This window comes from Microcoleus sp. Pol7_B2, from assembly GCF_036701035.1.
Taxonomy (GTDB): Bacteria; Cyanobacteriota; Cyanobacteriia; order Cyanobacteriales; family Microcoleaceae; genus Microcoleus.
The window spans coordinates 1-20,478 of the sequence record NZ_JAUBQB010000024.1; the positions used below are offsets into that span (position 1 = coordinate 1).

Sequence of the window (20,478 nt, forward strand, 5' to 3'; positions counted from 1 at the left end):
TTCTACTCCGTTCGACTTGCATGTGTTAAGCAGACCGCCAGCGTTCATCCTGAGCCAGGATCAAACTCTCCGTGTTGTTGAGTTCTTTTGGCTTTAGTCAAGCTATTTCCACGCTAGCCCAGAAGGCTGGTTTTTTTCCCTTGACTTTTTTCTCGTTGTTTGCGATATTGAGTATTAGCGATGCTTTTACTCTCTATCTTGATTTTTTTGACGAGGTTAATAGTGCTTTAAGCTTTCAAACTATTCTTTTTTCTAGGTTCAGTTTTTTACCTTCCGGTTGTGGTTCAGTGAACCGCTTCCCTTCTGGCGCTTTATTAATATACTTATTTGGCAAGGGGTTGTCAAGCGTTTTGTGAAAATATTTTTGAGTTTTTTTTGAACCTATACATACCAAGGGTTTCGGCTCTTATGGCCTGCTCCGCTATCCCCTGGCTGACTCCTCTTTTCGGGAAGGGGTCTTTTTTTGGGCCAAAATACGGCTTTTGGCTGGACTATTTCCCGCCCATGGGTAGAAGAACTCAGTGGTTCAATATGATGGGGCTTACTGGGACTAGAGCTAAGGCAAGGTTAGAGTGTAAGGTGTGAGGCTGCATCATGGGGTTAGAATGACAGAAGCAGGCTGGTGCATGAGTCATATATATTTAAGTAGTGTCTGCATTTATGGAACTTTACTGAGCGACGTTTAGGTCTTAGATTGAGCCGATCGCCCTTAACAATTCCTCTGATTCAAAATCCAGAAGTTGACACGACACGGTACTCTAACCCTGATCAAACTCCCAGGAATCGATCGCCCGCAAATACACTCTCCTGAATTACACCCCCAAACTCCTTCAGTTACCGCAGTTATCAGCCTTTGATAAGCGAGCGCGAGTTGGTCTCCTCAACATCTACATCTAAAAAGTGCAAGTGACTCTCTTCCTCAGTATTGACAGCAATCACCAAACCTCTATTCCCCCAAGGAGCTATCGCCCGGGGTGAGGCAGGGCTGCTAAAACTTCCTACTTGAATCCCTTGACTGTTTACCACTTCTATCTGCCCCCCAACATCTGCCAACACCCATCCCCAATTAGCGACACAAGCAGACACGGGCAAAGTTTCAAGAGGAATTCGCGCTACCTTGAACGGCCACAATTTCATCAACAGCACCGCCGCTTTACCACCTTGAGGAATTCCCAGCAAAGTATAAGGCTCAGGTGTCAACAGCATCTGTCCCACGCTGGCCGACAACCGCACAGAACCCACCGGCGTGCCGCGGCGAGTGTAAACTCTAAAAATAGTTTGGGGATTTTTTGGTTCGTTGTCGGGCCAAACTGCTAAAACGTGTCGCCGATCCAAAAAAATTAATTCTGGTAAATAGTGTTCTGGTAACGGCACAGTAGCGATCAGCTTCAGGGCTTTTTCCCGATCACCCGCACTGCTGTTTCCCGCTAAAGAATAAAAACGCAGTTCGCCGGGAACCGCTACTGTCAACCAGTTGCCATGAGAGTCTACAGCAGCTTTTAAAGGATCTGGACCTTGCCTCCAACCCATATCCAGCAAACATTGAGGCTCCCAAGAGTGCTCATTGAGCCAGTAAAGTTTTTGCGGAGTGAGAACGCAACAGCCGTTGGAAACAGGTAAAATGCCGCGCACGATTTCCGGCATTAATGAAATAGAAATAGACATTTCTCCTGTAAATAGCTGTTTTCCCGGCTGAGACAAAACCTTCACCTCTGTACCTACAGCAGCATAGAGATACGTTTCAGTGGCAATTAAAGCGGTCAACGGTGCAGGAAGTATCAGTGGCTTTGGCTGCGAAAGCGAATAGCGCACAGTCCGAAGTAAATTAATAGCCGACTGTGATGCTTTTTCCTCTTCAACTTCCAGCAAAGAGTCACTTTCCGACTTCAGACTTTTATCACCACTGGTTGTGGGATTTTCCCAGGGAATAATGCAGTCGCCCAATTGTCTGACAGCGGGGTCGTACATGATCAGTCGCAAAGCTTGAGCCATTTGCGAAGCACTGGCAAAGCGGCGGGCTGGCAGCTTTTCTAAAGATTTTTTGACTATTGCTTGCAAAGGTTCGGGGATGGCGTCGGGAAATTGCAAGCGTTGATTCAGGTGCGCCCACCTCAAGTCTCCGGGGGTTCCCCCAAAAGGGCGGTAGCCCATTAGCAATTCAAATAGCAGAATTCCTACTGCATATATATCTGACATCGGGGAAAAAAGACCGTAAAACCGCTCAGGGGCCATGTAAGCGGGGGAACCTACGGTAGCGTCGGGAGAAAGTTCTTGGTGGAGGCGAGTGGTACCAATTTCTGGCAGCCGACGCGCGATGCCAAAGTCAGAAAGCCGGGGCGACCAACCTTTTGCTCCTAAAGTTAGGAGGATATTTTCGGGTTTGATGTCGCAGTGAACTACGCCTCGGCGGTGGGCGTAGTCTAAGCCGGCTAAAACTTCCATGACTAGCTGTAAACCTTCGAGCAGACGCAAGGGGCGCTCTTGTTTGAGCAGGTTGCGGAGGGTTCCTCCCTCGCAGTAGTCCATCACCAAGTACCTGCCTGTAGCTGTGTGTTCTAGAGCTCGGCAGGTAACAATATTGGGGTGCTGCAAGGTGATCAGAAACCACAGCTCTCGCAAGAATTCGCTAGTTGGGGCTTTCTGATGACTAAGTTCTTTGAGAGCAACCAGTTGGCTGGTGAGGCGGGAGTCCTGGGCGGGAGCTTCTCGAACGCTGGCACAAAAGACTCGACCAAATTGTCCTTGTCCGACTAGCCCTAAAATGCGGTACTTAGAATGTTGCATCGGTCTAATTATAGAAAAAGCTTGAGCTAGTATTAAAATATGTAAATAATTCTGACAAAAATTCAAATTTTTGAATCGCTCGCCAGGTACAGCCTATGTTATCTCAGGTTCATTCTCAGCCTCCTTGAGAGCGATCGCACAGTCGCACCTATTAAAATCCTTGAGTTTCGGGACTATAAATCTTGCCGGATTCGGGTGCCAGATCTGGAACTACCTGTGGCTGCTATTTTAGTCGATCGCGACTATTACAGTTTTTTCAATGCCATGCAGAAAGTATCTAAGGTTTTAGCTTTTCAAGGCTAAGCTGGGGAATCGGGGCGAGGGTACAGTGATATGACCAAAACAGAAGTGCGGTTATGCCCTAGGGGTTAGAGAGCCAGAAGCCGATGCTGTCGTCAAGGCATCTTAACCTTTTTGAGTGTTAGCCAAATTTTTTTGCGCTTTAAATAAGTTGATCGTAACTTGCTAAATACTGAACTTGACAGGAGCAAACATCAATATGGTTAAAATTATTAAACTAGATCCAATTGCGGAGGAAATAGCAGTCGAAACCCGATCAAATATCCTGTCTGCCTTACTTTCCAAAGACTTAGACGTTCTCAAGGAATGCGGGGGACGGGGAATGTGCGCTACCTGCCATGTTTACATTAAAGAAGGCATGGAAGGCTTGTCGGACATGAACCGCCGCGAGAGAAGGACGTTGGAAGTCATTACTACGGCTAGAGCCAATTCGCGACTTGCTTGTCAGGCTCAAATTATGGGCGAGGGTGTGGTTGTACAGTTGCCTGCGGGGATGTACATTAATGCTATTGAAAATGTCGAAGCTCTGATAGGCCGCCGGGCCCAGCAAGATTTATTACACCCAATTACAGGTCAAGTAGTTGTAGAATCGGGAAAGTTAATTACTCGTTCTATCGTTACACAGCTTAATGAAACGCGCTTTCAAGTAGGACAGTATTTAGTTCGGACTAAAGAAGCTTAAAACTGATATCTTTGTATTTTAGTAGTAGAGAAAAATGTATGTTGAGCCAACTTGCGCGTTTGAGCACGGAAACAGACGGACGCTACGCCAGTGCAGAAGAACTCCAATTTTTGAAAGACTACTTTCAGTCTTTGAATCACCGGATGAGTGCTTATAAAAAAATTCAAGCCTCTGAAACAGACATTATGCGGCAAGTGGAAGCACAAATGCTGTCTCTAGACCCTAGTTTATTTCGGCGCGGGGCTAACGATATGACTGAAAAGTGCCGTGGAGATATTGTGCGGGTGTTGAGGCATTCAGCGGCAGCACTGTTGATTAATGATACTCAACGGTTGCGCGATCGGCTACTACTTTGGTTGCAAACTATTTTAGGCGCTGTTCAAGTTAGAAATAGTGCGACCGTGACCTACGATGTGATGAAAAAGGTCCTTAAACAATATCTCACGGTGGAAGAAAGGAACCTATTTTTTCCGATTCTCGACATCAACCGCACTTTACTCGGCAAATAATCAAGGCGATTGAGAAGTTAACGCCGATAAACTGTGCCGTTAGGAAGAGTGGCTCCAATCAAATTCGCTCCTGTTAAATCCGCCTCAGTGAGAATGGCTCCCCGGAGGTTGGCTCCTGTCAAGTCAGCTTTCTGCAAGTTGGCTTTACTCAGGTTAGCTTTGCTCAAGTTAATTTCATGCAGGCAAGAATTAGAAAGGTCGGCATTGAGCAGGTAGGCTAGACTCAAGTTGGCTTTGCTGAGGTTAGCCCCGCTCAAGTTAGCTTCCATCAGATAAGCACCGCTCAAGTTGGCTTCGTTCAACAATGCCTCTGCCATATTAATTCCAGTTAAAAGTTTGCGGCTCAAGTCTACACCGCTGAGGTCTGCCCCGCTGAGGTTAATACCACTTAAGTGGCTGCCATTCAAAGTAATGTTTCTCAGATAGGTTTTGCTGAGGTCTGCTTTGCACAAATTGGCTCTATCCAAGCAAGCTTCGCTAAGGTCTGATCCGATCAAGCAGGCGCCGTTTAAATAGGCTTGAGTGAGGTTAGCTCGTCTGAGATTAGCTTTCAACAGGTTGGCTTTGCTGAGGTTAGCACGGGTTAAGTTGGCTCCGGCTAGGTTGGCTTTGGATAATTCTGCTCCGGTGAGCTGTGCTTCGGTCAAGTCTGCCTCTTTCAGACTCGCTAGACTTAAGTAAGCATCTTTGAAGTTGGCCCCGTTGAGATTGGCTTTAATCAGATAGGCTTTACTGAGATTTGCCTCAGTGAGAACGGCTTTGGTGAGGTTAGCGGCGCTCATATCTGCACCTATGAGATTAGCATTGGGAAGAATTGCTCCGGTCAGGTTTGCCCAATTCAGATGAGATCCGGCTAGGTTGGCGCCGGTGAGATTGGCTTCGAGGAGATTGGCTCCACTCAGACTGGCTGCCATGAGGTTGGCGCCGGTGAGATTGGCTCCGCTGAGGTCAGCTTTGCTGAGATTGGCTCGGCTCAGATGGGCTTTGGTGAGGTCGGCCCCGCTGAGGTTAGCACCGATTAAGTAGGGTCGTTGCTGGTGTTGGTTGAGGTTTGCCAAAATAAGAGTTGGGGCATCGCTGGAACGGTATAAATCGATCGGACTCAACACAATGCCGCGCAGATTTGCCAGTCTAAAATCTCTTTCGCCGGCTGCATATCGAGTTAGAAGTTCATTGGCGTCCATTAAGTTCTAGCAAAATGTTTGAGGTTTTGATTGCTTTTAAATTTTATGAATTTCTAGAGTAAGTTATGAATTTTCTAGCTGCTAGTTATAATCAGATTTTATTTAAATTGCTAAAACCTGATTTTTTGACTTAGGAGCTTTTTTATAATTTAACTCACAGTTTTGATGAGACGGGGGATAATATGGCTACAAAAAAATGATTTGACAGCTATTAACAAAGTAATAGCTGTCAAACAAGTCAATTTTTCTGGAAAAGTTGACTGAGAATAGCTTCATGGTCTTTTCCTTCTTCGACCATAGAATCTGCAGGTAGGAGGCGCTCGCGCAGCCCTAAAATAAAGCGGTTGCAGTCCGAACCCAATGATTCGCAGGATGTTTGCAGGCAGTGAAGTTCTCGACCCGTAAGCTGACTAAAGAACGAACTTAAAATACCTGCTTCTAAAAAACAGGCTGGTCGCTTAGATTTGGGAGCTGTTTTAGCAAAAAGAGAGTTAGCAATTTTTACTATTAAAAATCCATGTTCGGAATAGCTGGGGTCAAACTCAAATGTTCCCCATCCATGAGTTTTCCAACACTGCTGTAAGGACTGAAGAAATTCTACCATTTCCATTTCAGAAACTGGCTGACCGTAGTATTCGCTGACTTCTTCGCAAAAACGCACGTAGAAGTTTTTACCCCACCAGCGACCGCAGTTGAAAAGCACGAGGCGGGAGGCTTGACCTGTTTCTTGTTCTAAGCCAATATAAATGGCTTGAATCAGTGTTTCTGGGAGTGCTAAGAGCCGATCACCCCGGCGGTTTTCGAGGAGGCCGAGTTCGAGGTCGCCTCGGACGTAGGCATCGCTGGCAAAGTAGTTTCCAGGGAGTCGGGGCTGTTTGAGTAAGTCGGCAATATTAATCATCGGGAATTGGGAATTGGGAATCGGGAATTGGAAATTGGAAATAAAGCGGATTATTTATTACCTTGGTCAATAATAATTGACTGTGCTTGGTCAAAAAATGGTTGCAATATAGCCCGGGCTTGCTCGGAAAGCAATTCTTTTAAACGAGTTTGCAGCAGATTGCAAACAGTGGCTTCGATTTTTTGAGTTTGGTGGGCTGCGACTATGCCGGAAAGCCAGTCTACAAGGCGCTGTTCGAGAAAATTTCGATCGTTCAGCAGCATAGCCATAGCGCAGTACCGCAAGACTAACACCCAGTGTTTGAGCGATCGTTCTAAGGTTTCTTGTTTTTCGTCGGGGAACGTTTCTTGTAGCTTGTTGGCTACTGGTTGGAAGATGCTTGCTTCCTTCTCTCGCAAAAATTCGTAAATTTTTAAGCGCTGGACAAGGGTTACAGCTTGACGCTTAAAAGCTATGAGTTCTTCGCCTTTTAAAAAGCGGTTTTCGGCCTGATCCAGCAGCGCCTCAATCTCAGGGTGCATGATTTTAATTAAGTGGTAATCGGTAATTGATAAAAGGAAGGAAGTTCGGCAACGAGCAATGTACGGGATTTAACGGATTTAACTAATGGATTTTGAAGGATGAGGAAAGAGGGGTGAGGGAAAAGGGATGAGGGATGGCCCTATTTTTCATTTTTTATTGCCTACACAGATTAAAACAGGTCGAATAGGTCATCAATGGTGACTTCGGCTTGTTCAGAAATAGAAATTACTGGCAAGGGTGGCGGTAGGGGTAGGGCACCTACTTCCGGAATTCCTTCCCAAGAAATAGCTTGAAAAAAGTCTGCTACTGGCTGGGTTAAACTCAGAAGTTGACCGGGGGTCGAGCCATTTGGGGTTTCTAAAGATTTTCCCAGCCAATTATAGTGACCAAAGAATTCTTGGACAGATTGGTCCAACCATGAAGTTTGACTTTTCATCTTTCTTCCTGCCTGGAGAAATCCACCATCGCACTTTCGATCGCGAAATTGGTGGGAGGAAAGGCAGGGCAGGGGATGTGCCTTTCCAGGTTGTTTACCGCAATATTTCACCGTGTTGCAGTCGATTTTGAATATCGCGGGCGTTGGCACCTTCGTTGAGCCAGAATGCTGCTGCATCAATTTTATCTGGGTTGCCAAGCAGGAACTTGCAATAGGTTTCTCCCATTGAGTAACATTGGAGTTCTATGCAGCTCAGAGGCTTTTTGACTAAAGAGCCGAAGAAACCGGCGAACAAACCGGCGTATAAGTGGCAAACCGGTTTGCCTACGTCTCCCAATGTGCGAGCAACTGCTGAGTCAAAGAGGTTGATGAAGATGCAGCCGTGTTTGCGATCGCTCATGTCCACTTCCCAGCGACCCCAACCTTGAGCCGTGAAAGGCCACCACCAAGTTTCTAGCAGAAACATGAGATTTGACTGGCGAATGTTCTGGCTGTATTCGGCACTAAACCATTTTTGAAAAAATTCGGAATCTTGGAGTCCCCACTGGCAACCAATAGTATACATGATGACAGAGGACGCGGGGCCGACTTCTTCTTCGAGTCCCTCCACTAAACCGATAATGAAGTCTTCGCTGGTAAAAATGTTACGCGACTCATTCCAGTCGTCAATTGTACCCATCTGGCGATCGAAGGCAAAAAAATCCTGAAACCTATAGTGGCTGTGAGTTTTAGGATGATTTTTCTTCAGTAGCGATTCGCTGTGGGGGGAGATTTCTTTTTTGGCGGTAGAGACCATTGGCGGGTTATTCCTTTTTGGTGTAGTTTGGTGAAAATTAGAGTCAAATAGAGTGGCCTGTGTATCCAATTTAACTTTATTTTTCTAAAGGCAGGCACAGGGTATAATTTTTCACTGCAATATAAAAATTAAAAATTCTAAGATGGTAAATTAGGGGGCTTGTTGGGAGTTCTGCCTTCGGACAACTGCTCTGTGAGTGGTGACGAAAGTGGGTATAACCTTAAACGGCTATGTGTTATCGTTTTGTGCAAGCTGTCCACTATATATATAGGGCATATGGGGATGAAAAATCACGCTTGTATTGCAATAGGCATCAATCAATATCAGTTACTCCAGCCTTTGAGTTATGCCCAAGAGGATGCAGAGGCCCTGTACGGTTTTTTGACTGAGGAGGCGGGTTTTGCGCCGGATGGATGTCTGCTGATGACCGATAGCTCGCCGTCGCTGTGGGGTCAATCTACATATCCAAATCGGGAAAATATTCTGAGATTGACCCAAAGCCTCTGCGCGGAACACGTGCAACAAGGAGATTTACTCTGGTGTTTTTTTAGCGGCTACGGTGTCAGCTATGAAGGTAAGGATTATTTGATGCCTGTTGACGGCAATCCGGCTGACATTCAGGGTACGGGGATTCCGGTAGAGTTGCTGTTGAATACTCTGAAAAACGCTCCTACGGAAACGGTATTGGTGCTGGTTGATATGAACCGCAGCCAGATTGTGAAAGCGGGGGAAACCATCGGCTCTCAAACGGTCGAGCTGGCACGGGAACTGGAAATCCCAACGGTGCTTTCTTGCCGCCCGAATCAAGTTTCGCGGGAAACTTCGGCTTTGCGTCAGGGGTTTTTTACGACGGCGCTTTTGGAGGGGCTACGCTCGGGACAGTGCACGACCATTAAGGGTTTAGACCGTTTTTTGAGCGATCGACTGCCGGAGCTGTGTGACCACCATTTGCGTCCGAAACAAGAACCTTTGATGGTGGTGAATCCTCCGGGAAAGGCTAATTTGGTGATTTTGCCGGATGCTTCAGGGGTACCAACTGCTGCGTTGGCCGGACGCAACGGCAATATGACGGTTGGTACGGCTGATGGGTTCGATCGCCCGCAAATGGCGACGGCCACGGCTCGAATGGATCTGCCTCCGGCAGTTCGCAACGCTCAGGATTCGCCTGTTGAGAAGCCGCCTGTGTCGCAGCCAAATGCTGTGGCCGCTGCTGATGGGGGAGGCGATCGACCGAACTTGCAAAAGCCGGAGGATGAGCATAACGGGGGGTCGGATAAGTCATTTTTGCAGCAGCTAGTTTTATGGAGTTCTGCTACGGCTTTGGTGTTGCTGTTGGGTGTTTTTGTGACGAACAAATCCATTTTTATTGGTCAGCAAGAAGGAGATCCTCGATCGCCTGCTGAAAATGCCCAAAACTCTGGATCTAAAAAATTTACTGGTACTGGGGGGTCGCAGAACCAACCGCGGGCGGTGCAAGCAGGGACTGGAACCAAGCAGCCACCATCGAGCCAGCAGGTGTGGGCTGAGGCGAAAACTTTCCTCAAGGATGGTTCGGCTTCTAGTTTTAATAAAGCAGTGGTTAAGGCTCGAACGATTCCGGCTAGCGATCCGCTCTACCCCCAGGCTCAGCAAGATATTGAGCGCTGGAGTTTGACAATTTTGGATATAGCTAACGGGCGGGCTGCTCGGGGCGATTTCCAGGGGGCGATCGGGGCTGCTAAATTGATGCCTGATGTCAATCAGCCTGTTTACAATCAGTCGAAACAGGCGATCGCTCAGTGGGAGGAGCTATCCAAAGACCAGGATGTAAATGCTGCTTTGCTATCGGCTGCTAAGGGTCAAATTAAGCGGGGGGTTGCCTCTTCTTACAGTAAAGGCATCCAACAAGCTAATAAAATTGAACCCGGTCAGCCGAAGTATGAAGAAGCTCAACAGTTAATTGGACAGTGGAGCGAAAGTATTCTCAAAATTGCTCAGTTGCGCGGCTCTCAAGGAAAGCTGAAAGAGGCAGTTGAAGCTGCTTCGCTGGTGCCGTCGGGTACTAAGAGTTATCAGCCTGCTCAGAAGGAGATCGCCAATTGGAAAACTAAGCTGCAACGCCCGAAAAAAGGTTGATTTAGTTGATAATTTCTCGGTTTCCCACCGAGAAATTATCTTAGCGACTGACCAACATCGGTCGTGAGCTTGATCGATACCTCTTGATACTGCAAAAAGAGACCTACATATCGATAATTTCAAACCAATAATTTTATTCACCATTTCCCCTCCCAGCTTCTGCGGGAGGGGATTTTATATGTTGCCTGGTCGGTTTGTTTTGTAGAGTGAAATATCTCGTATGAGCTGGTTAATGGGGGTTGCATAATAGCGGGAGGATTTTAATCTTTTTTGTGATCAGCCCATGAGTCCGAAGACGTGTATTTTCAAAGCAGGCGGGACGCCTAACCCTATTCCCCACAATGCCTCAAATTGTGCAACCCCTGTTAATTAATATTTTAAATTCACGTCCAAAGTTCCCTAAATCGGCACCTGCACCGTCAAAAATGAGTTTTTTAAAAAAATAAATATAGGTATAATTTAGTTTGTCAAAAAACAAATACCCTAAGTTAGTTAATTTTAAAACCAATTAAAAAAGTTGATCTTTCTATTTTATTCTGTAGGCTTATCAGCTTAACTTATAGTTAACTTTAACTTAAGTGACAAGCAAATTTGGCTATAGTGAATTCCTATATAAGGCAAATGACCAAGGCAAAATCGCCTTAAAAATTGGGTATGCAGAGTTAATGTTTTTATCTCTCTTTGTGGGCTATTAGGAGCGATCGAGGGCTCGAAAACTGTTTAAACTTGTGCTGTTTTAAAATTATTAGCAGGTATCCATCTGTTATGAATTATACAAAATTAGCCGTTACTGGCAATTCTCGCGGAGGAGCGATCGCCCCCAACGAATTCAGGAAACAGATGCACCGCCACACAGCACAAAATATCTGGATTTTCAAGCTGCGAGTCTTCGTTTGCCCGGAGATCACAAAGCTGCCTTAATTAACACAAATAAGGGCTTTGCAAAAAAAGCCAAAAAATATTTCCTTGAGAAACAAGAATAAAAACTTGGTCGCTTATTGTAGCCCCGGTAACAACACGTATGCCTGAAGTTATAGTTCACAGCCAAGTCTACGAGACGATCTAAATCAATAGGGTGAGGTGGCGGTGTCCGGGTGTTAAGAGGGGCGATCGAAGAGGAATGTTCCCGGAGCGATCGCTTCCCAATCGCGGAGTGTAAAACCTAGGAAGGCAAGGCGTTGGAGACTTTCCTGAACTTTTTGAGTTCAGGAAAGTAGTGTTAGCACTAAACTCTGCCGTATTGTGGAAATCGAGCCAAATTTGTAACAGTTCTTAACTATAAATAATTCTGCCAAAACTGCTAGCATAGTGACACTTTTGTTAGCAAAAACAGATAAAGTAAATAAAGTTGGCTAGCTCTAGACGCGCCGATCCCCATCCTGGGGATGTTGAATCAATTTGATTCATACCAAGTGGTTTTAGAGTTACAATCGGAAGCAAAGCATCGCTATTTAACTGAGTTCTTTACTTACTTTTACTTTCAGCTATGAACGTGGATTTTATCAAAGCCCAAGTCAGGTTGCTACAGGGTGCAAGTTCATCGGAGCGAGAAACCCTTATGAAAAACATCGGCGTCTGTGCTGGCGTGATCCGACCAGGAGAGTACGTGACTCCGCAACGGAAGCACGCCATCACTCTCTGGCTGCAAACAAATGCGGTTCGCCTCCGGCTTCCCCAACTTCCTCTGGACTTATCGGGCCAAAAGCCTTAACAGGGAAGTAATCAAGACGTAGCGACAGAATCAAAGAAATTAGTCAATCTTACCTAAAAGTGCGTTTTTCTTGAGCTGTACAGGATCAATGAAACACGATTAAGATTGAAAAAATGTTTGTAGGGAAAGTTGGGCTCGAAAACACGCCTGTGGACAAGAAGCGGCCGACCGCTTTGGTAGAAGCAGGAAGTGAACGTCAAACCTGCTCTAAAAGTAGATTTGAGTAAGTTTCACAGAAGGGATTATTCTGCACAACTATAACCTGGGTTATTTGCTTTTAGATTTGAGATTCACCATTTAGCTGGTACTGGATAAATTTGCTATTTGTGGATCGCCTGAAAAACTATCCTATTCAATAGGTATAACTAATTACAGGGGCAGTCATTGAACTGCCCTTACTTTTGAACCCCGACGAGAAACTGCTGCAAGTTACAATAAACGCATCTACTTGCAGATAGAGTTTAGGTGAACTCTTATGTAAGCAGCAGCGGCTCTAGATTATCTGGTATGTTCGAGAGAAGGGGAGAGGGAGAGAGGATTTGACGAGCTTTAATAGGGAATTAATATCATCAAACAGAACGAGTTATAGCAACCCTTGCAGGAGTCGTACAAAGATGTAGGGATAGGGCCTTTCTTTGCCTACCCCTGCCTCATGGGGGCAACCACGGGGGGTTTGCCCCTACAAGAATTACACAAAGGATTTAGGATGGCTATATTACAATTCACTTGCTTTCTAATATATTTTTCTACAAAAATACTGTGAGCAAAAAACAAAAATTTCCTTATTTAGTTGGTTCCCGATGGACTTCACACCAAAAAACTTGGGGGTGGCGACACTTTCAAGTCGTTAACCGAAAAAACGAAGGTAAATGGGTATTTGCAGAAATGGTGGCGGCTTGCGATCCAAATGTACGTTTTTGGCTGAACGCCGCACAGCTCAAAGACCGATCGCTCTGGCAAGCTGGATGGCAGTCTACGCAAGAATTAGAGGAATTAGAAACTGCAGACTAAAAGACAGGACTCTGGGGTAGAGTGAGGGGAACTTCCGCCGCCTGCTGGTATAGTTCCGATCCAAACCAATACGGAGTGAGACTTTGCAGGTTTTGAAAAATCTTTTACATAACTAGAAGTGCTGGAAACCCTTATGTGGCAGCGTTTTTGCTTAAGTAAGTCGGTGGGAAAAATCCTAAGTATGTAACAAAACATTAAGTACGGCGATCCGAACTCAATTTAATGCGTTTTGTAGGGTAGTGTACTTTTTTTCTCTACTAAAGCGATAATTTAAATTGACTAAGGTCGATCGTCCCATATTTCCAACGGCACAGGGCGCAACCTTCCCGCTACTTCTACACTCGGCCAATTCGGATCAAAAGTCAAATTTTCCAACGTTCCATCGCTGTGAATTACAAACGTATCCTCAATTTTTGCTCCCGACAAACTCGGATTCCAAGCCACAGCCATATTTTCTCCCAAAATATCTGAAGTAGCCGGAGTCGCCACAATTTCGCGCGCCAAATATCCGGTAGTTCCGCCTTGATGGTGTTCCGCAATTGCTTGAGGATATCCGTGCTCTTCATAAGCATTTTTAAGCGTATCATAAACCGCATTCAGCGTTACTCCAGGCCGACACAAATTTAGCGCGGCTGCTTCAATTTCTCTGACTTGTCGGTGCAACTCTGAATGCTTTTCCCCAAGAAAATCGAAACAGACAAATCTGGTTAAATTTGCATACAAACCCCATCCCCTAGCGCAAAATACTAACATTGCTTGTCGTCCAATTTGTTCGGCGGTTGCTGTGGCGTGGCGGTACAGTGGCAAACGCCTTTCTCCAGCAACTAATGTCAGGGCTGGATGCAAACCTCTCGCCCACAAAGCCTCTGCACCGGCTCCGGCTAGCTGATATTCTGTCCATGTTGGTTTCGCTGCGGAAAGTACCTCTGTCATCGCTTCGCTCGCTAAACGCCCGACTCGCCGATATCGCTCTAATTCGCTGGACATCATTGCCTGTTTGCGAGACTGTAAAGATTCAATTATTGGTGTTTCTTGGGAATTGGGCCGATCGCTCATGACGTTACCGCCACCAGTAATTTCTTTCACAAAAGCTTCGCGCTGTGCAACATCAGCCCAAGGATAGATGTACATTTGAAAGTTGGCTGGCAATTCTTCATCTTGCAAGCGTTGAGCTTCGATTTCATCGGTGAGAACCCAAGCTGTTTCAGCGGTGATTAAAAGTTCTGCCACTCCGGTTTCTGCGGTTAGCAATACTGTATGGGAACCGCCGGCTGTGGCCCAGGCAAACCAGTCCGTACCTCGCAAGCGAAGGGCGATCGCTTTTGTGTCGGTTAAGGCTTTGCGGATGAATTCGAGTTTGCTTTCAACTTCTGGGTTAAATGAGTTTATCATTAGCTTTATTGCATATAAATTGTATTTTTTGGGAGGGCGGGACGCCCACCCCACAATAATTGCATCAAACTTTACTTGAAAATTTAAATGGGTTTCAGCTTATATTGACAGATACGGCTTGCAATTCTTTAGCTTTTTCTTCGGGTAAAGCGTCGTTGGCAAACATTCCGGCGGCGAGTTCGGTTCCTGCGAGGTATTTTAGCCGATCGCTCGATCGATAGGGCGGATAAAATTGGGCGTGCAAATGCGCTTCTGGATGGGGTTTCCCGTCTGTGGGTCCTTGAAACCAAGCCATCAAATAAGGGAACGGGCGATGCCACAAACCGTCGTATTTGAGGGTGACTGTTTTTAAGGCCTTAGCGACTGATTGCCGCTGTTTTTCCGTCAAATCGATAAATGTAGCAGCGGGGGCGATCGGGGCAATCCACACTTCGTAAGGGTAGCGAGCACAAGCGGGGACAAAGGCGATCGCCTCTTCGTCTAAATAAATAATTCGCTGGTTGTCGGAAATCTCTTTTTGAATCAAATCTTGCAGCAAACCGCTACTGTTTTTTTGATAGTAAACCGATTGACATTCTAACATCCGTGCCGGCACGGGTGGCACGAAGGGATAAGCGTAAATTTGACCGTGGGGATGGTGCAAAGTTACTCCGACTTCGACGCCGCGATTTTCAAAGGGCAAGACGTATTCAATTTCAGGATTGCTACCGATAACTGAAGTGCGATCGGCCCATACTTCTAACAGCAATTCCAAGTGAGATAACTCCAAAGAACCGAGGGAAGCCAAGGGATCTTGAGTGAAAACAACGACTTCGCAAATGCCTTTGGCGGGCAAAGTTTCGACAATATTTACAGGTGCATTTTTTGCTTGCAAAGTCATCGAGGGAAAGCGATTGTCAAACACTGCTACATCGTAATCTCCCGGCGGCAATTCTGTCGGAAACTTAGGGTTAATTGTAGCTGCCAGCGGGTTGTATTCCGGCGGCGGCATGAAAGTTCTTCCCTGACGGTGGCTGGCGTATGCTACCCATTCACCCCGCAAAGGATGCCAGCGAAAGTGGGGGTTTGCCTCTACGGGTTCATTGCTGGGACTTACGGCCGCGATACCTTCTGGGATTGGGTAGCGGCTATAGAGTGTGAGTGGGCGGCCGTCTGGTTTTAGCAATTTTTGGGCGTACATTTTTTGTAGGGGCGGGCGATCGCGTTTAATATATGCTAGGAGTATAACTTCGTGCTTTGAGAATCCGCCCCTACCTAAAGTCGCAAATTATGTTGACAAGTTTAGTTTGCAGTACCAATGTCAGCCTACCGTCTGCTATTGTGGAACGGGCCGGAGAGCCAGGATCTGGATTCAATTTAAATGCGTAGCAGCTTACGATCGCAATTCCCAATTACCCACTATATTTATCGATCGACCATTCGATCGAGCTTTTCCTTAACCAACAAATCTAACAACGAGCGCAACACAAACAAGCCACCGAATCCCGAAACCGCAAAAGCTGCGATCGCCCCCGTTTGATATCCGCCCACTAGCAGCACTGCACCCGACAAAAACACAAAACCAGTCAGACAAGCGAAAATTAGAGTTTTCAGGGCTAAATTAATGCGTTTCAAGGCTCTTTCGCTCTCGATATTTCGGACTCTAATTTGCAGTTCGCCCTCTTCAATTCGCTGCTCCAAACGGTTGAGAAAAACTTGCGATTTGCTCGGCTGCCGTAACTTATATGTAATAAAACTTCGTGCTTGCCTTGCCAATTCTCCGATCGCAGTTCCCCGCCCCTTGCTCACCGCAATACTCTTGACAAAAGGCTGAGCAGATGCTATGAAATTGTAGTTAGGGTCGAGAGTTCTAGCTATGCCGTCGAGAGTCGTCACGGACTTGACAATAAACATCATTTCTGCAGGCAAGCGAAACGGTTGCTGCTCGAACATGATGTAAAGTTCGTTCTTAATTTCATTAAAAGCTTGAAAGTCGATCGGCTTATCAATAAACTTATCCAACAGAAAAGCAATTAACCTGCGTACTGGCATCATATCCGGCATCGGCTCAACCAAGCCGATCGAAATTAAAGTATTGAGTACCTCGTCAGTATCCTTTCTCATCACAGCAAAAAAAGTCTTGACCATTTGGTCTTTAGCCAGAGACTTCACCTCAGCCATCATCCCAAAATCGTAAAAAATCAAGCTACCATCTTCTGTCACCGCCAAATTTCCGGGATGCGGGTCAGCTTGAAAAAAGCCGTCAATTAACAACTGTTTTAAATAACAGCAAATTCCGAGTTGATTGAGCTTCACAATATCCACTCCTATCGCCTCTAAACTAATGCGGTCGTCCACCTTAATGCCGGGTGCGTATTCTAGAGTCAGCACTTTTTTAGTCGTGTATTGCCAGTAGACTTTCGGGACAATAACTTGAGGATATTCTCGAAAATTATGGCTAAAGCGATCGGAATTTTTACCTTCTTGCACGTAGTCAATTTCTTGATATAAAATCTTAAAAAACTCGTGATAAATAGATTCCAGGTCATATTTGCGCGTCCCAGGCAAATAGCGATCGCAAAAACGCATCACTTGGCGCACCGCCTTCACATCCAAATCAAATAAACTTTCCAAACCCGGACGCTGCACCTTTACAATCACATCTTCCCCGGTGTGCAGCCTTGCTTTGTGCACCTGTCCCAGACTCGCAGCAGCCAGAGGCGAGGGGTCAAAATCGCGGTACAAAGCATAAATATCCTTGCCTAACTCTGATTCTACAAGAGCGATCGCCTCTTCGGAACTAAACTGAGGAACCCGATCCTGTAACTGTTCGAGTTCCTTCACATACTCCAGCGGCAGCAAATCCGCACGAGTCGATAGAGACTGACCGATCTTAATAAAAGTCGGGCCTAAATTCAGCAAAGTATTGACCAACCAATGAGCGCGAATTCTTCTAGTATGAGGCGAATTATTTTGCAGCAGTGCGTCCCACCACAAAAAAAACATAAACTTTCCCGCCGCTGCAAAAATGTCTATTTGCCGTGCCAGTGGCGAATATTTAGAACGTTGCCAACGCAGGGTTTTAGGTGCAGCTTTTGTGAGCATAATATTGGCGATCGAATTCCATGCACCGTGACAATTTTTAGGGACAATCCAAGACGCAGAAACAGGCTTGTACAAAAAGACGGATTGCAGGCCTTTGAAACAGTTAAAAAACTCAGTTTCTTTGGTCTATACTGCGTAATATCATCTCCGACTATACAATTATAATTAAGTTCCTAGTAAGTAATGCAAGTCCTGATTAATTCATAAATATCGGACAGTCGCACTCACTACAAACACGCGCTAATTACGGGCCAATAACCAGACATAATATAAATTCTGGGGAAAATCAGCAATCGAGAACTGGCAATTTAGACGGCAACCAGACAAACAATTCAAAACAGAGGACTTGGTAGTGTTTACGACATTTCCCAATCTCCCTCTTCTGGCAAGTCTTCTAGTTTCGCCTGTTCGCGGCCCATTCCCAGCAGGTTCTCAACCGAACTATTCTTCTACATTACAGAGCTCCGCTGCAAATTGCGGCAGAGTCAAAGTAAAAGATGTGCGCCACAAATTGTCAGATTCTGAACTTTCTGTCGGACAGCTAGATACATCAATAGTACCATTCAAGTGCTGCACTAAACACTTTACCAGAGCCAGACCCAAACCCGTACCGGCGATAGCTTGGTCAGTAATGCCAGTGCCACGGCGGAACTTGTCAAAGATGTGGGGCAAATCAGCCGCAGAAATGCCGCGCCCGACATTAGAAATGCTCAGGACAATATAGCCGGCTGCCTCAGACGCCTCCAAAACTACCGCCGTTCCAGAAGCAGAGTATTTTCCAGCATTCGTCAGCAGCTCCAGCAGTACCCGATTGAGAATGTCCGGGTCGGTTTCCCAGCAAGGGGTCAACTTAGGCAAATCCACCTTAAGAGTCAATTGCTTATCCGCCCACTGTTTTTCAAAATCCCTAACTAAATCTTGAAATAAACGGTTGAGATCGATTTTGATTAGAGAAATCGGGACTTGTTGAGGCTCAAACTGCTTGAGGGCCAGCAAATCGTTAACCAGAGCAGTTTCCTTAGAACACTGCTGTTCTAGAATTTCGAGATACTTAGTCCGACTCGCTGACGGCAGTTCAGCTTGTTTGAGCATCAGAATCGCCAGTTTCATGATTGTTAAAGGGGTACGCAACTCGTGACTCAGAGTGCTGAGAAACTCGTCTTTAACCAGCTTCAATTTCCGCATTTGCTCTAGCTGATTGGCAGATTGTTCGTACAGTTTCCCCTGCACGTCGAGACTTTGCTGCAACTGAGAGGTTCTGTCTAAAACTACGGTTTGCAATTCCTTAAGCGTTTGAGTTTGGATAATCATCTTGCTCACTTGAGCGCTGACTGATTCGAGAACTTCTAATTCTTCCGGGTTCCAAGTGCGCGGCTTCGAGTGCTGCAAAACCAAGAAACCCAAAACTTTTTCCTGGCAGCTACCGCCCGTGAAGGGAACCAGCAGCAAGCCGCGAATGCCTTGGAGTTTCAAAATTTCTGTGGCTGCTTCTTGTTCTTGGCCGATTAATGCGCCTGCGTCAGCGAGGGCTAGGGGTTTAGGTGCGCTGTGGAATGCTTGGTGGCACAAATTAGATTCTGACAGCCAAAAAGCTGGAGAGTTAGTTGGTTTTGAGTTGGGGATATTGGATTTATAATTAGCAGTTTTATCCTTGTTTTTTGTTTTGGATGATGAGCTTTTTTTGCCGATCGCGGTTTGTGCTATTGGCTGTTTGTTTGGCTCTTTTTTTACAACTGATTCACAAACTAATTCGACTTTCGCTTTGGGAGTTTTATTGGGGGAGCGAGTTGTAAATAGAGGATCTGTATATTTCAATAGCAGGATTTGGCCTATATCTACTTCCAGAATATCGACGGTATTTTCAATAACTTGCTGCAATATTCGATCGACTTCTGAATTTGTGTGGATCGAGGCAGCAACTGACCTGAGTAGATTTTTGTATTTAGCTTGTCGCTGTAACTGTTCGTTTAAGCTGGCAATTTCTTGAGTTTTTTGAAGGTGAGAAATCGCGCTGCCGATCGCGTCTGATGCTGCTTCAAGGCGCTGCCGATCGGCTACCGACCACTCGTGAGGTTGCGACTTACCAACAATCATCATGCCATTTACAGCCCCTCCAAATCGCGCAGGCCCTGCCAAAATTGCCCGAAAAGGCAGCGGTGTCACAGGGGAATTGAGCGACGAAGCTGCCGGAATATCAAGAGAGTCAGATATCGCCACTATCTCGCCGTCTGCTAGCACGTTTGCCCAAGCGGGGTGTTCGAGTGATCTGCTAGGCGGTTTTAATCCTGTAGTTTGGGGGTGTTCTGGTGTTTCAGTGGAATCCGCAACACCGACAACAGAGGGGAAATCGCTGCTATTTTGCCAGTAAGCATTCGGATGTACTACTTTTTTGTCAACCACAGCAGTAACCATACAGAAATCTGCCCCCCATGCAACCCCCAAAGTATTGGCTATTTGCATCAGCAGGATTTCTCGATCAAAGCTGGTCGCGAGAATTTGGAAAATTTGTGGCCCGATAAGGGCAGGATCGACCTGGAACTGCATAAGACGATCCAGAAATTTTGGGACTGAGACTGGTTCTGCGATTTGGGGTAAATGCAAAGTGCAAGACTCTGACGGCGATCGGTCGATCAAAGTAAAGTCTTGATTTCCCTGGCGATCGATCATGGCAACCAAGCCTTTATTCTAAGATGTTTGAGCCGGGTCCCGCTGCCAATCTAGAACCTATCCATAACTGTCGGCTTGACCGTTATGAGCCTGCTTTCTGTGTTTGTGCAGCCGGTCGGCGGGTCGCTCGATATGTAAAAATATACCCAGATCAGACCGAGTTCTATTTTCCTGTTTTTTAGCCTTGGATCTGTAAGGGATGAACTTTACCATCCTTTACCGAATGATTATCAATCGCATTCCCGCTAATTTTGACGGTTATTAGTAGTATGAAGCTTTTCTAGAGACCGCTTAGTGACACCCCTCTTCTTACTGTGTGATGTTTCCTATTTAAGTTTGTGATCCTAACAAATTTTTATTGTGATACAAATCCGCCGATCGAGT

Annotated in this window: 16 protein-coding genes and 1 rRNA gene; 6 read left to right on the top strand and 11 right to left on the bottom strand. The window is 46.0% G+C overall.

What is annotated here, in order from left to right; translation table 11 throughout:
• Together QUA57_RS11845 and QUA57_RS11850 are read right to left on the bottom strand one after the other, a co-directional pair.
• Positions 1 to 76: ribosomal RNA gene (locus QUA57_RS11845) — 16S ribosomal RNA — on the bottom strand; the annotation flags it as partial.
• 770 nt (positions 77 to 846) lie between these two features.
• A complete protein-coding gene (locus tag QUA57_RS11850; RefSeq protein WP_333061096.1) occupies positions 847 to 2,784 on the bottom strand; it encodes a serine/threonine-protein kinase in 1,938 nt (645 codons plus the stop codon).
• Between the two features lie 499 nt (positions 2,785 to 3,283).
• Between QUA57_RS11850 and QUA57_RS11855 the strand changes: the two genes are divergently transcribed.
• Both QUA57_RS11855 and QUA57_RS11860 read left to right on the top strand, forming a co-directional pair.
• A complete protein-coding gene (locus tag QUA57_RS11855) occupies positions 3,284 to 3,766 on the top strand; it encodes a 2Fe-2S iron-sulfur cluster-binding protein (protein ID WP_333042379.1) in 483 nt (160 codons plus the stop codon).
• Between the two features lie 38 nt (positions 3,767 to 3,804).
• Positions 3,805 to 4,275, top strand: coding sequence for a phycobilisome protein (locus tag QUA57_RS11860; protein WP_333061097.1), 471 nt, complete (start codon positions 3,805 to 3,807; stop codon positions 4,273 to 4,275).
• A gap of 17 nt (positions 4,276 to 4,292) precedes the next feature.
• Here QUA57_RS11860 and QUA57_RS11865 read toward each other — a convergent pair whose 3' ends face one another.
• From QUA57_RS11865 to QUA57_RS11885, 5 genes are all read right to left on the bottom strand, one after another.
• Positions 4,293 to 5,459, bottom strand: a complete 1,167-nt coding sequence (locus QUA57_RS11865; RefSeq protein ID WP_333042381.1) for a pentapeptide repeat-containing protein — start codon at positions 5,457 to 5,459, stop codon at positions 4,293 to 4,295.
• Between the two features lie 238 nt (positions 5,460 to 5,697).
• Positions 5,698 to 6,360, bottom strand: coding sequence for a V4R domain-containing protein (locus tag QUA57_RS11870; protein WP_333061099.1), 663 nt, complete (start codon positions 6,358 to 6,360; stop codon positions 5,698 to 5,700).
• A 50-nt stretch (positions 6,361 to 6,410) separates the two neighbouring features.
• Positions 6,411 to 6,881 carry a phycobilisome protein gene (locus QUA57_RS11875; RefSeq protein WP_333061101.1) on the bottom strand — a complete coding sequence of 157 codons (471 nt, stop codon included), beginning with the start codon at positions 6,879 to 6,881 and terminating at the stop codon, positions 6,411 to 6,413.
• A 170-nt stretch (positions 6,882 to 7,051) separates the two neighbouring features.
• Entirely contained in the window at positions 7,052 to 7,318 is a 267-nt protein-coding gene (locus QUA57_RS11880; protein WP_333042386.1) for a hypothetical protein, read from the bottom strand.
• 94 nt (positions 7,319 to 7,412) lie between these two features.
• Positions 7,413 to 8,114: a V4R domain-containing protein gene (locus QUA57_RS11885; RefSeq protein ID WP_333042387.1), complete on the bottom strand. Its 702-nt coding sequence runs from the start codon at positions 8,112 to 8,114 to the stop codon at positions 7,413 to 7,415.
• A gap of 282 nt (positions 8,115 to 8,396) precedes the next feature.
• Between QUA57_RS11885 and QUA57_RS11890 the strand changes: the two genes are divergently transcribed.
• From QUA57_RS11890 to QUA57_RS11905, 4 genes are all read left to right on the top strand, one after another.
• On the top strand, positions 8,397 to 10,229 hold the full coding sequence (locus QUA57_RS11890) for a caspase family protein (RefSeq protein ID WP_333061103.1): 1,833 nt from the start codon (positions 8,397 to 8,399) through the stop codon (positions 10,227 to 10,229).
• A gap of 765 nt (positions 10,230 to 10,994) precedes the next feature.
• A complete protein-coding gene (locus QUA57_RS11895; RefSeq protein ID WP_333061104.1) occupies positions 10,995 to 11,150 on the top strand; it encodes a hypothetical protein in 156 nt (51 codons plus the stop codon).
• A 565-nt stretch (positions 11,151 to 11,715) separates the two neighbouring features.
• Complete coding sequence (locus tag QUA57_RS11900) at positions 11,716 to 11,940, top strand: hypothetical protein (RefSeq protein WP_333042394.1); 225 nt, start codon at positions 11,716 to 11,718, stop codon at positions 11,938 to 11,940.
• Between the two features lie 759 nt (positions 11,941 to 12,699).
• Positions 12,700 to 12,951: a TIGR02450 family Trp-rich protein gene (locus QUA57_RS11905; protein ID WP_242725377.1), complete on the top strand. Its 252-nt coding sequence runs from the start codon at positions 12,700 to 12,702 to the stop codon at positions 12,949 to 12,951.
• A 279-nt stretch (positions 12,952 to 13,230) separates the two neighbouring features.
• Here QUA57_RS11905 and QUA57_RS11910 read toward each other — a convergent pair whose 3' ends face one another.
• The 4 genes from QUA57_RS11910 to QUA57_RS11925 all read right to left on the bottom strand — a co-directional run bounded on the left by QUA57_RS11910 (position 13,231) and on the right by QUA57_RS11925 (position 20,094).
• Positions 13,231 to 14,343, bottom strand: a complete 1,113-nt coding sequence (locus QUA57_RS11910) for a M24 family metallopeptidase (protein WP_333061106.1) — start codon at positions 14,341 to 14,343, stop codon at positions 13,231 to 13,233.
• 94 nt (positions 14,344 to 14,437) lie between these two features.
• On the bottom strand, positions 14,438 to 15,523 hold the full coding sequence (gene galT, locus QUA57_RS11915) for a galactose-1-phosphate uridylyltransferase (RefSeq protein WP_333061107.1): 1,086 nt from the start codon (positions 15,521 to 15,523) through the stop codon (positions 14,438 to 14,440).
• 224 nt (positions 15,524 to 15,747) lie between these two features.
• Positions 15,748 to 17,427: an AarF/ABC1/UbiB kinase family protein gene (locus QUA57_RS11920; RefSeq protein ID WP_333061152.1), complete on the bottom strand. Its 1,680-nt coding sequence runs from the start codon at positions 17,425 to 17,427 to the stop codon at positions 15,748 to 15,750.
• Between the two features lie 441 nt (positions 17,428 to 17,868).
• Positions 17,869 to 20,094: an ATP-binding protein gene (locus QUA57_RS11925; protein ID WP_333061108.1), complete on the bottom strand. Its 2,226-nt coding sequence runs from the start codon at positions 20,092 to 20,094 to the stop codon at positions 17,869 to 17,871.
• Positions 20,095 to 20,478 lie beyond the last annotated feature (384 nt).

Bases quoted from the DNA above. Each gene is read 5' to 3' on its own strand.
- QUA57_RS11850 (WP_333061096.1), bottom strand. From the start codon at position 2,784: ATGCAACATTCTAAGTACCGCATTTTAGGGCTAGTCGGACAAGGACAA.
- QUA57_RS11855 (WP_333042379.1), top strand. From the start codon at position 3,284: ATGGTTAAAATTATTAAACTAGATCCAATTGCGGAGGAAATAGCAGTC.
- QUA57_RS11860 (WP_333061097.1), top strand. From the start codon at position 3,805: ATGTTGAGCCAACTTGCGCGTTTGAGCACGGAAACAGACGGACGCTAC.
- QUA57_RS11865 (WP_333042381.1), bottom strand. From the start codon at position 5,459: ATGGACGCCAATGAACTTCTAACTCGATATGCAGCCGGCGAAAGAGAT.
- QUA57_RS11870 (WP_333061099.1), bottom strand. From the start codon at position 6,360: ATGATTAATATTGCCGACTTACTCAAACAGCCCCGACTCCCTGGAAAC.
- QUA57_RS11875 (WP_333061101.1), bottom strand. From the start codon at position 6,881: ATGCACCCTGAGATTGAGGCGCTGCTGGATCAGGCCGAAAACCGCTTT.
- QUA57_RS11880 (WP_333042386.1), bottom strand. From the start codon at position 7,318: ATGAAAAGTCAAACTTCATGGTTGGACCAATCTGTCCAAGAATTCTTT.
- QUA57_RS11885 (WP_333042387.1), bottom strand. From the start codon at position 8,114: ATGGTCTCTACCGCCAAAAAAGAAATCTCCCCCCACAGCGAATCGCTA.
- QUA57_RS11890 (WP_333061103.1), top strand. From the start codon at position 8,397: ATGAAAAATCACGCTTGTATTGCAATAGGCATCAATCAATATCAGTTA.
- QUA57_RS11895 (WP_333061104.1), top strand. From the start codon at position 10,995: ATGAATTATACAAAATTAGCCGTTACTGGCAATTCTCGCGGAGGAGCG.
- QUA57_RS11900 (WP_333042394.1), top strand. From the start codon at position 11,716: ATGAACGTGGATTTTATCAAAGCCCAAGTCAGGTTGCTACAGGGTGCA.
- QUA57_RS11910 (WP_333061106.1), bottom strand. From the start codon at position 14,343: ATGATAAACTCATTTAACCCAGAAGTTGAAAGCAAACTCGAATTCATC.
- galT (WP_333061107.1), bottom strand. From the start codon at position 15,523: ATGTACGCCCAAAAATTGCTAAAACCAGACGGCCGCCCACTCACACTC.
- QUA57_RS11920 (WP_333061152.1), bottom strand. From the start codon at position 17,427: ATGCTCACAAAAGCTGCACCTAAAACCCTGCGTTGGCAACGTTCTAAA.
- QUA57_RS11925 (WP_333061108.1), bottom strand. From the start codon at position 20,094: ATGATCGATCGCCAGGGAAATCAAGACTTTACTTTGATCGACCGATCG.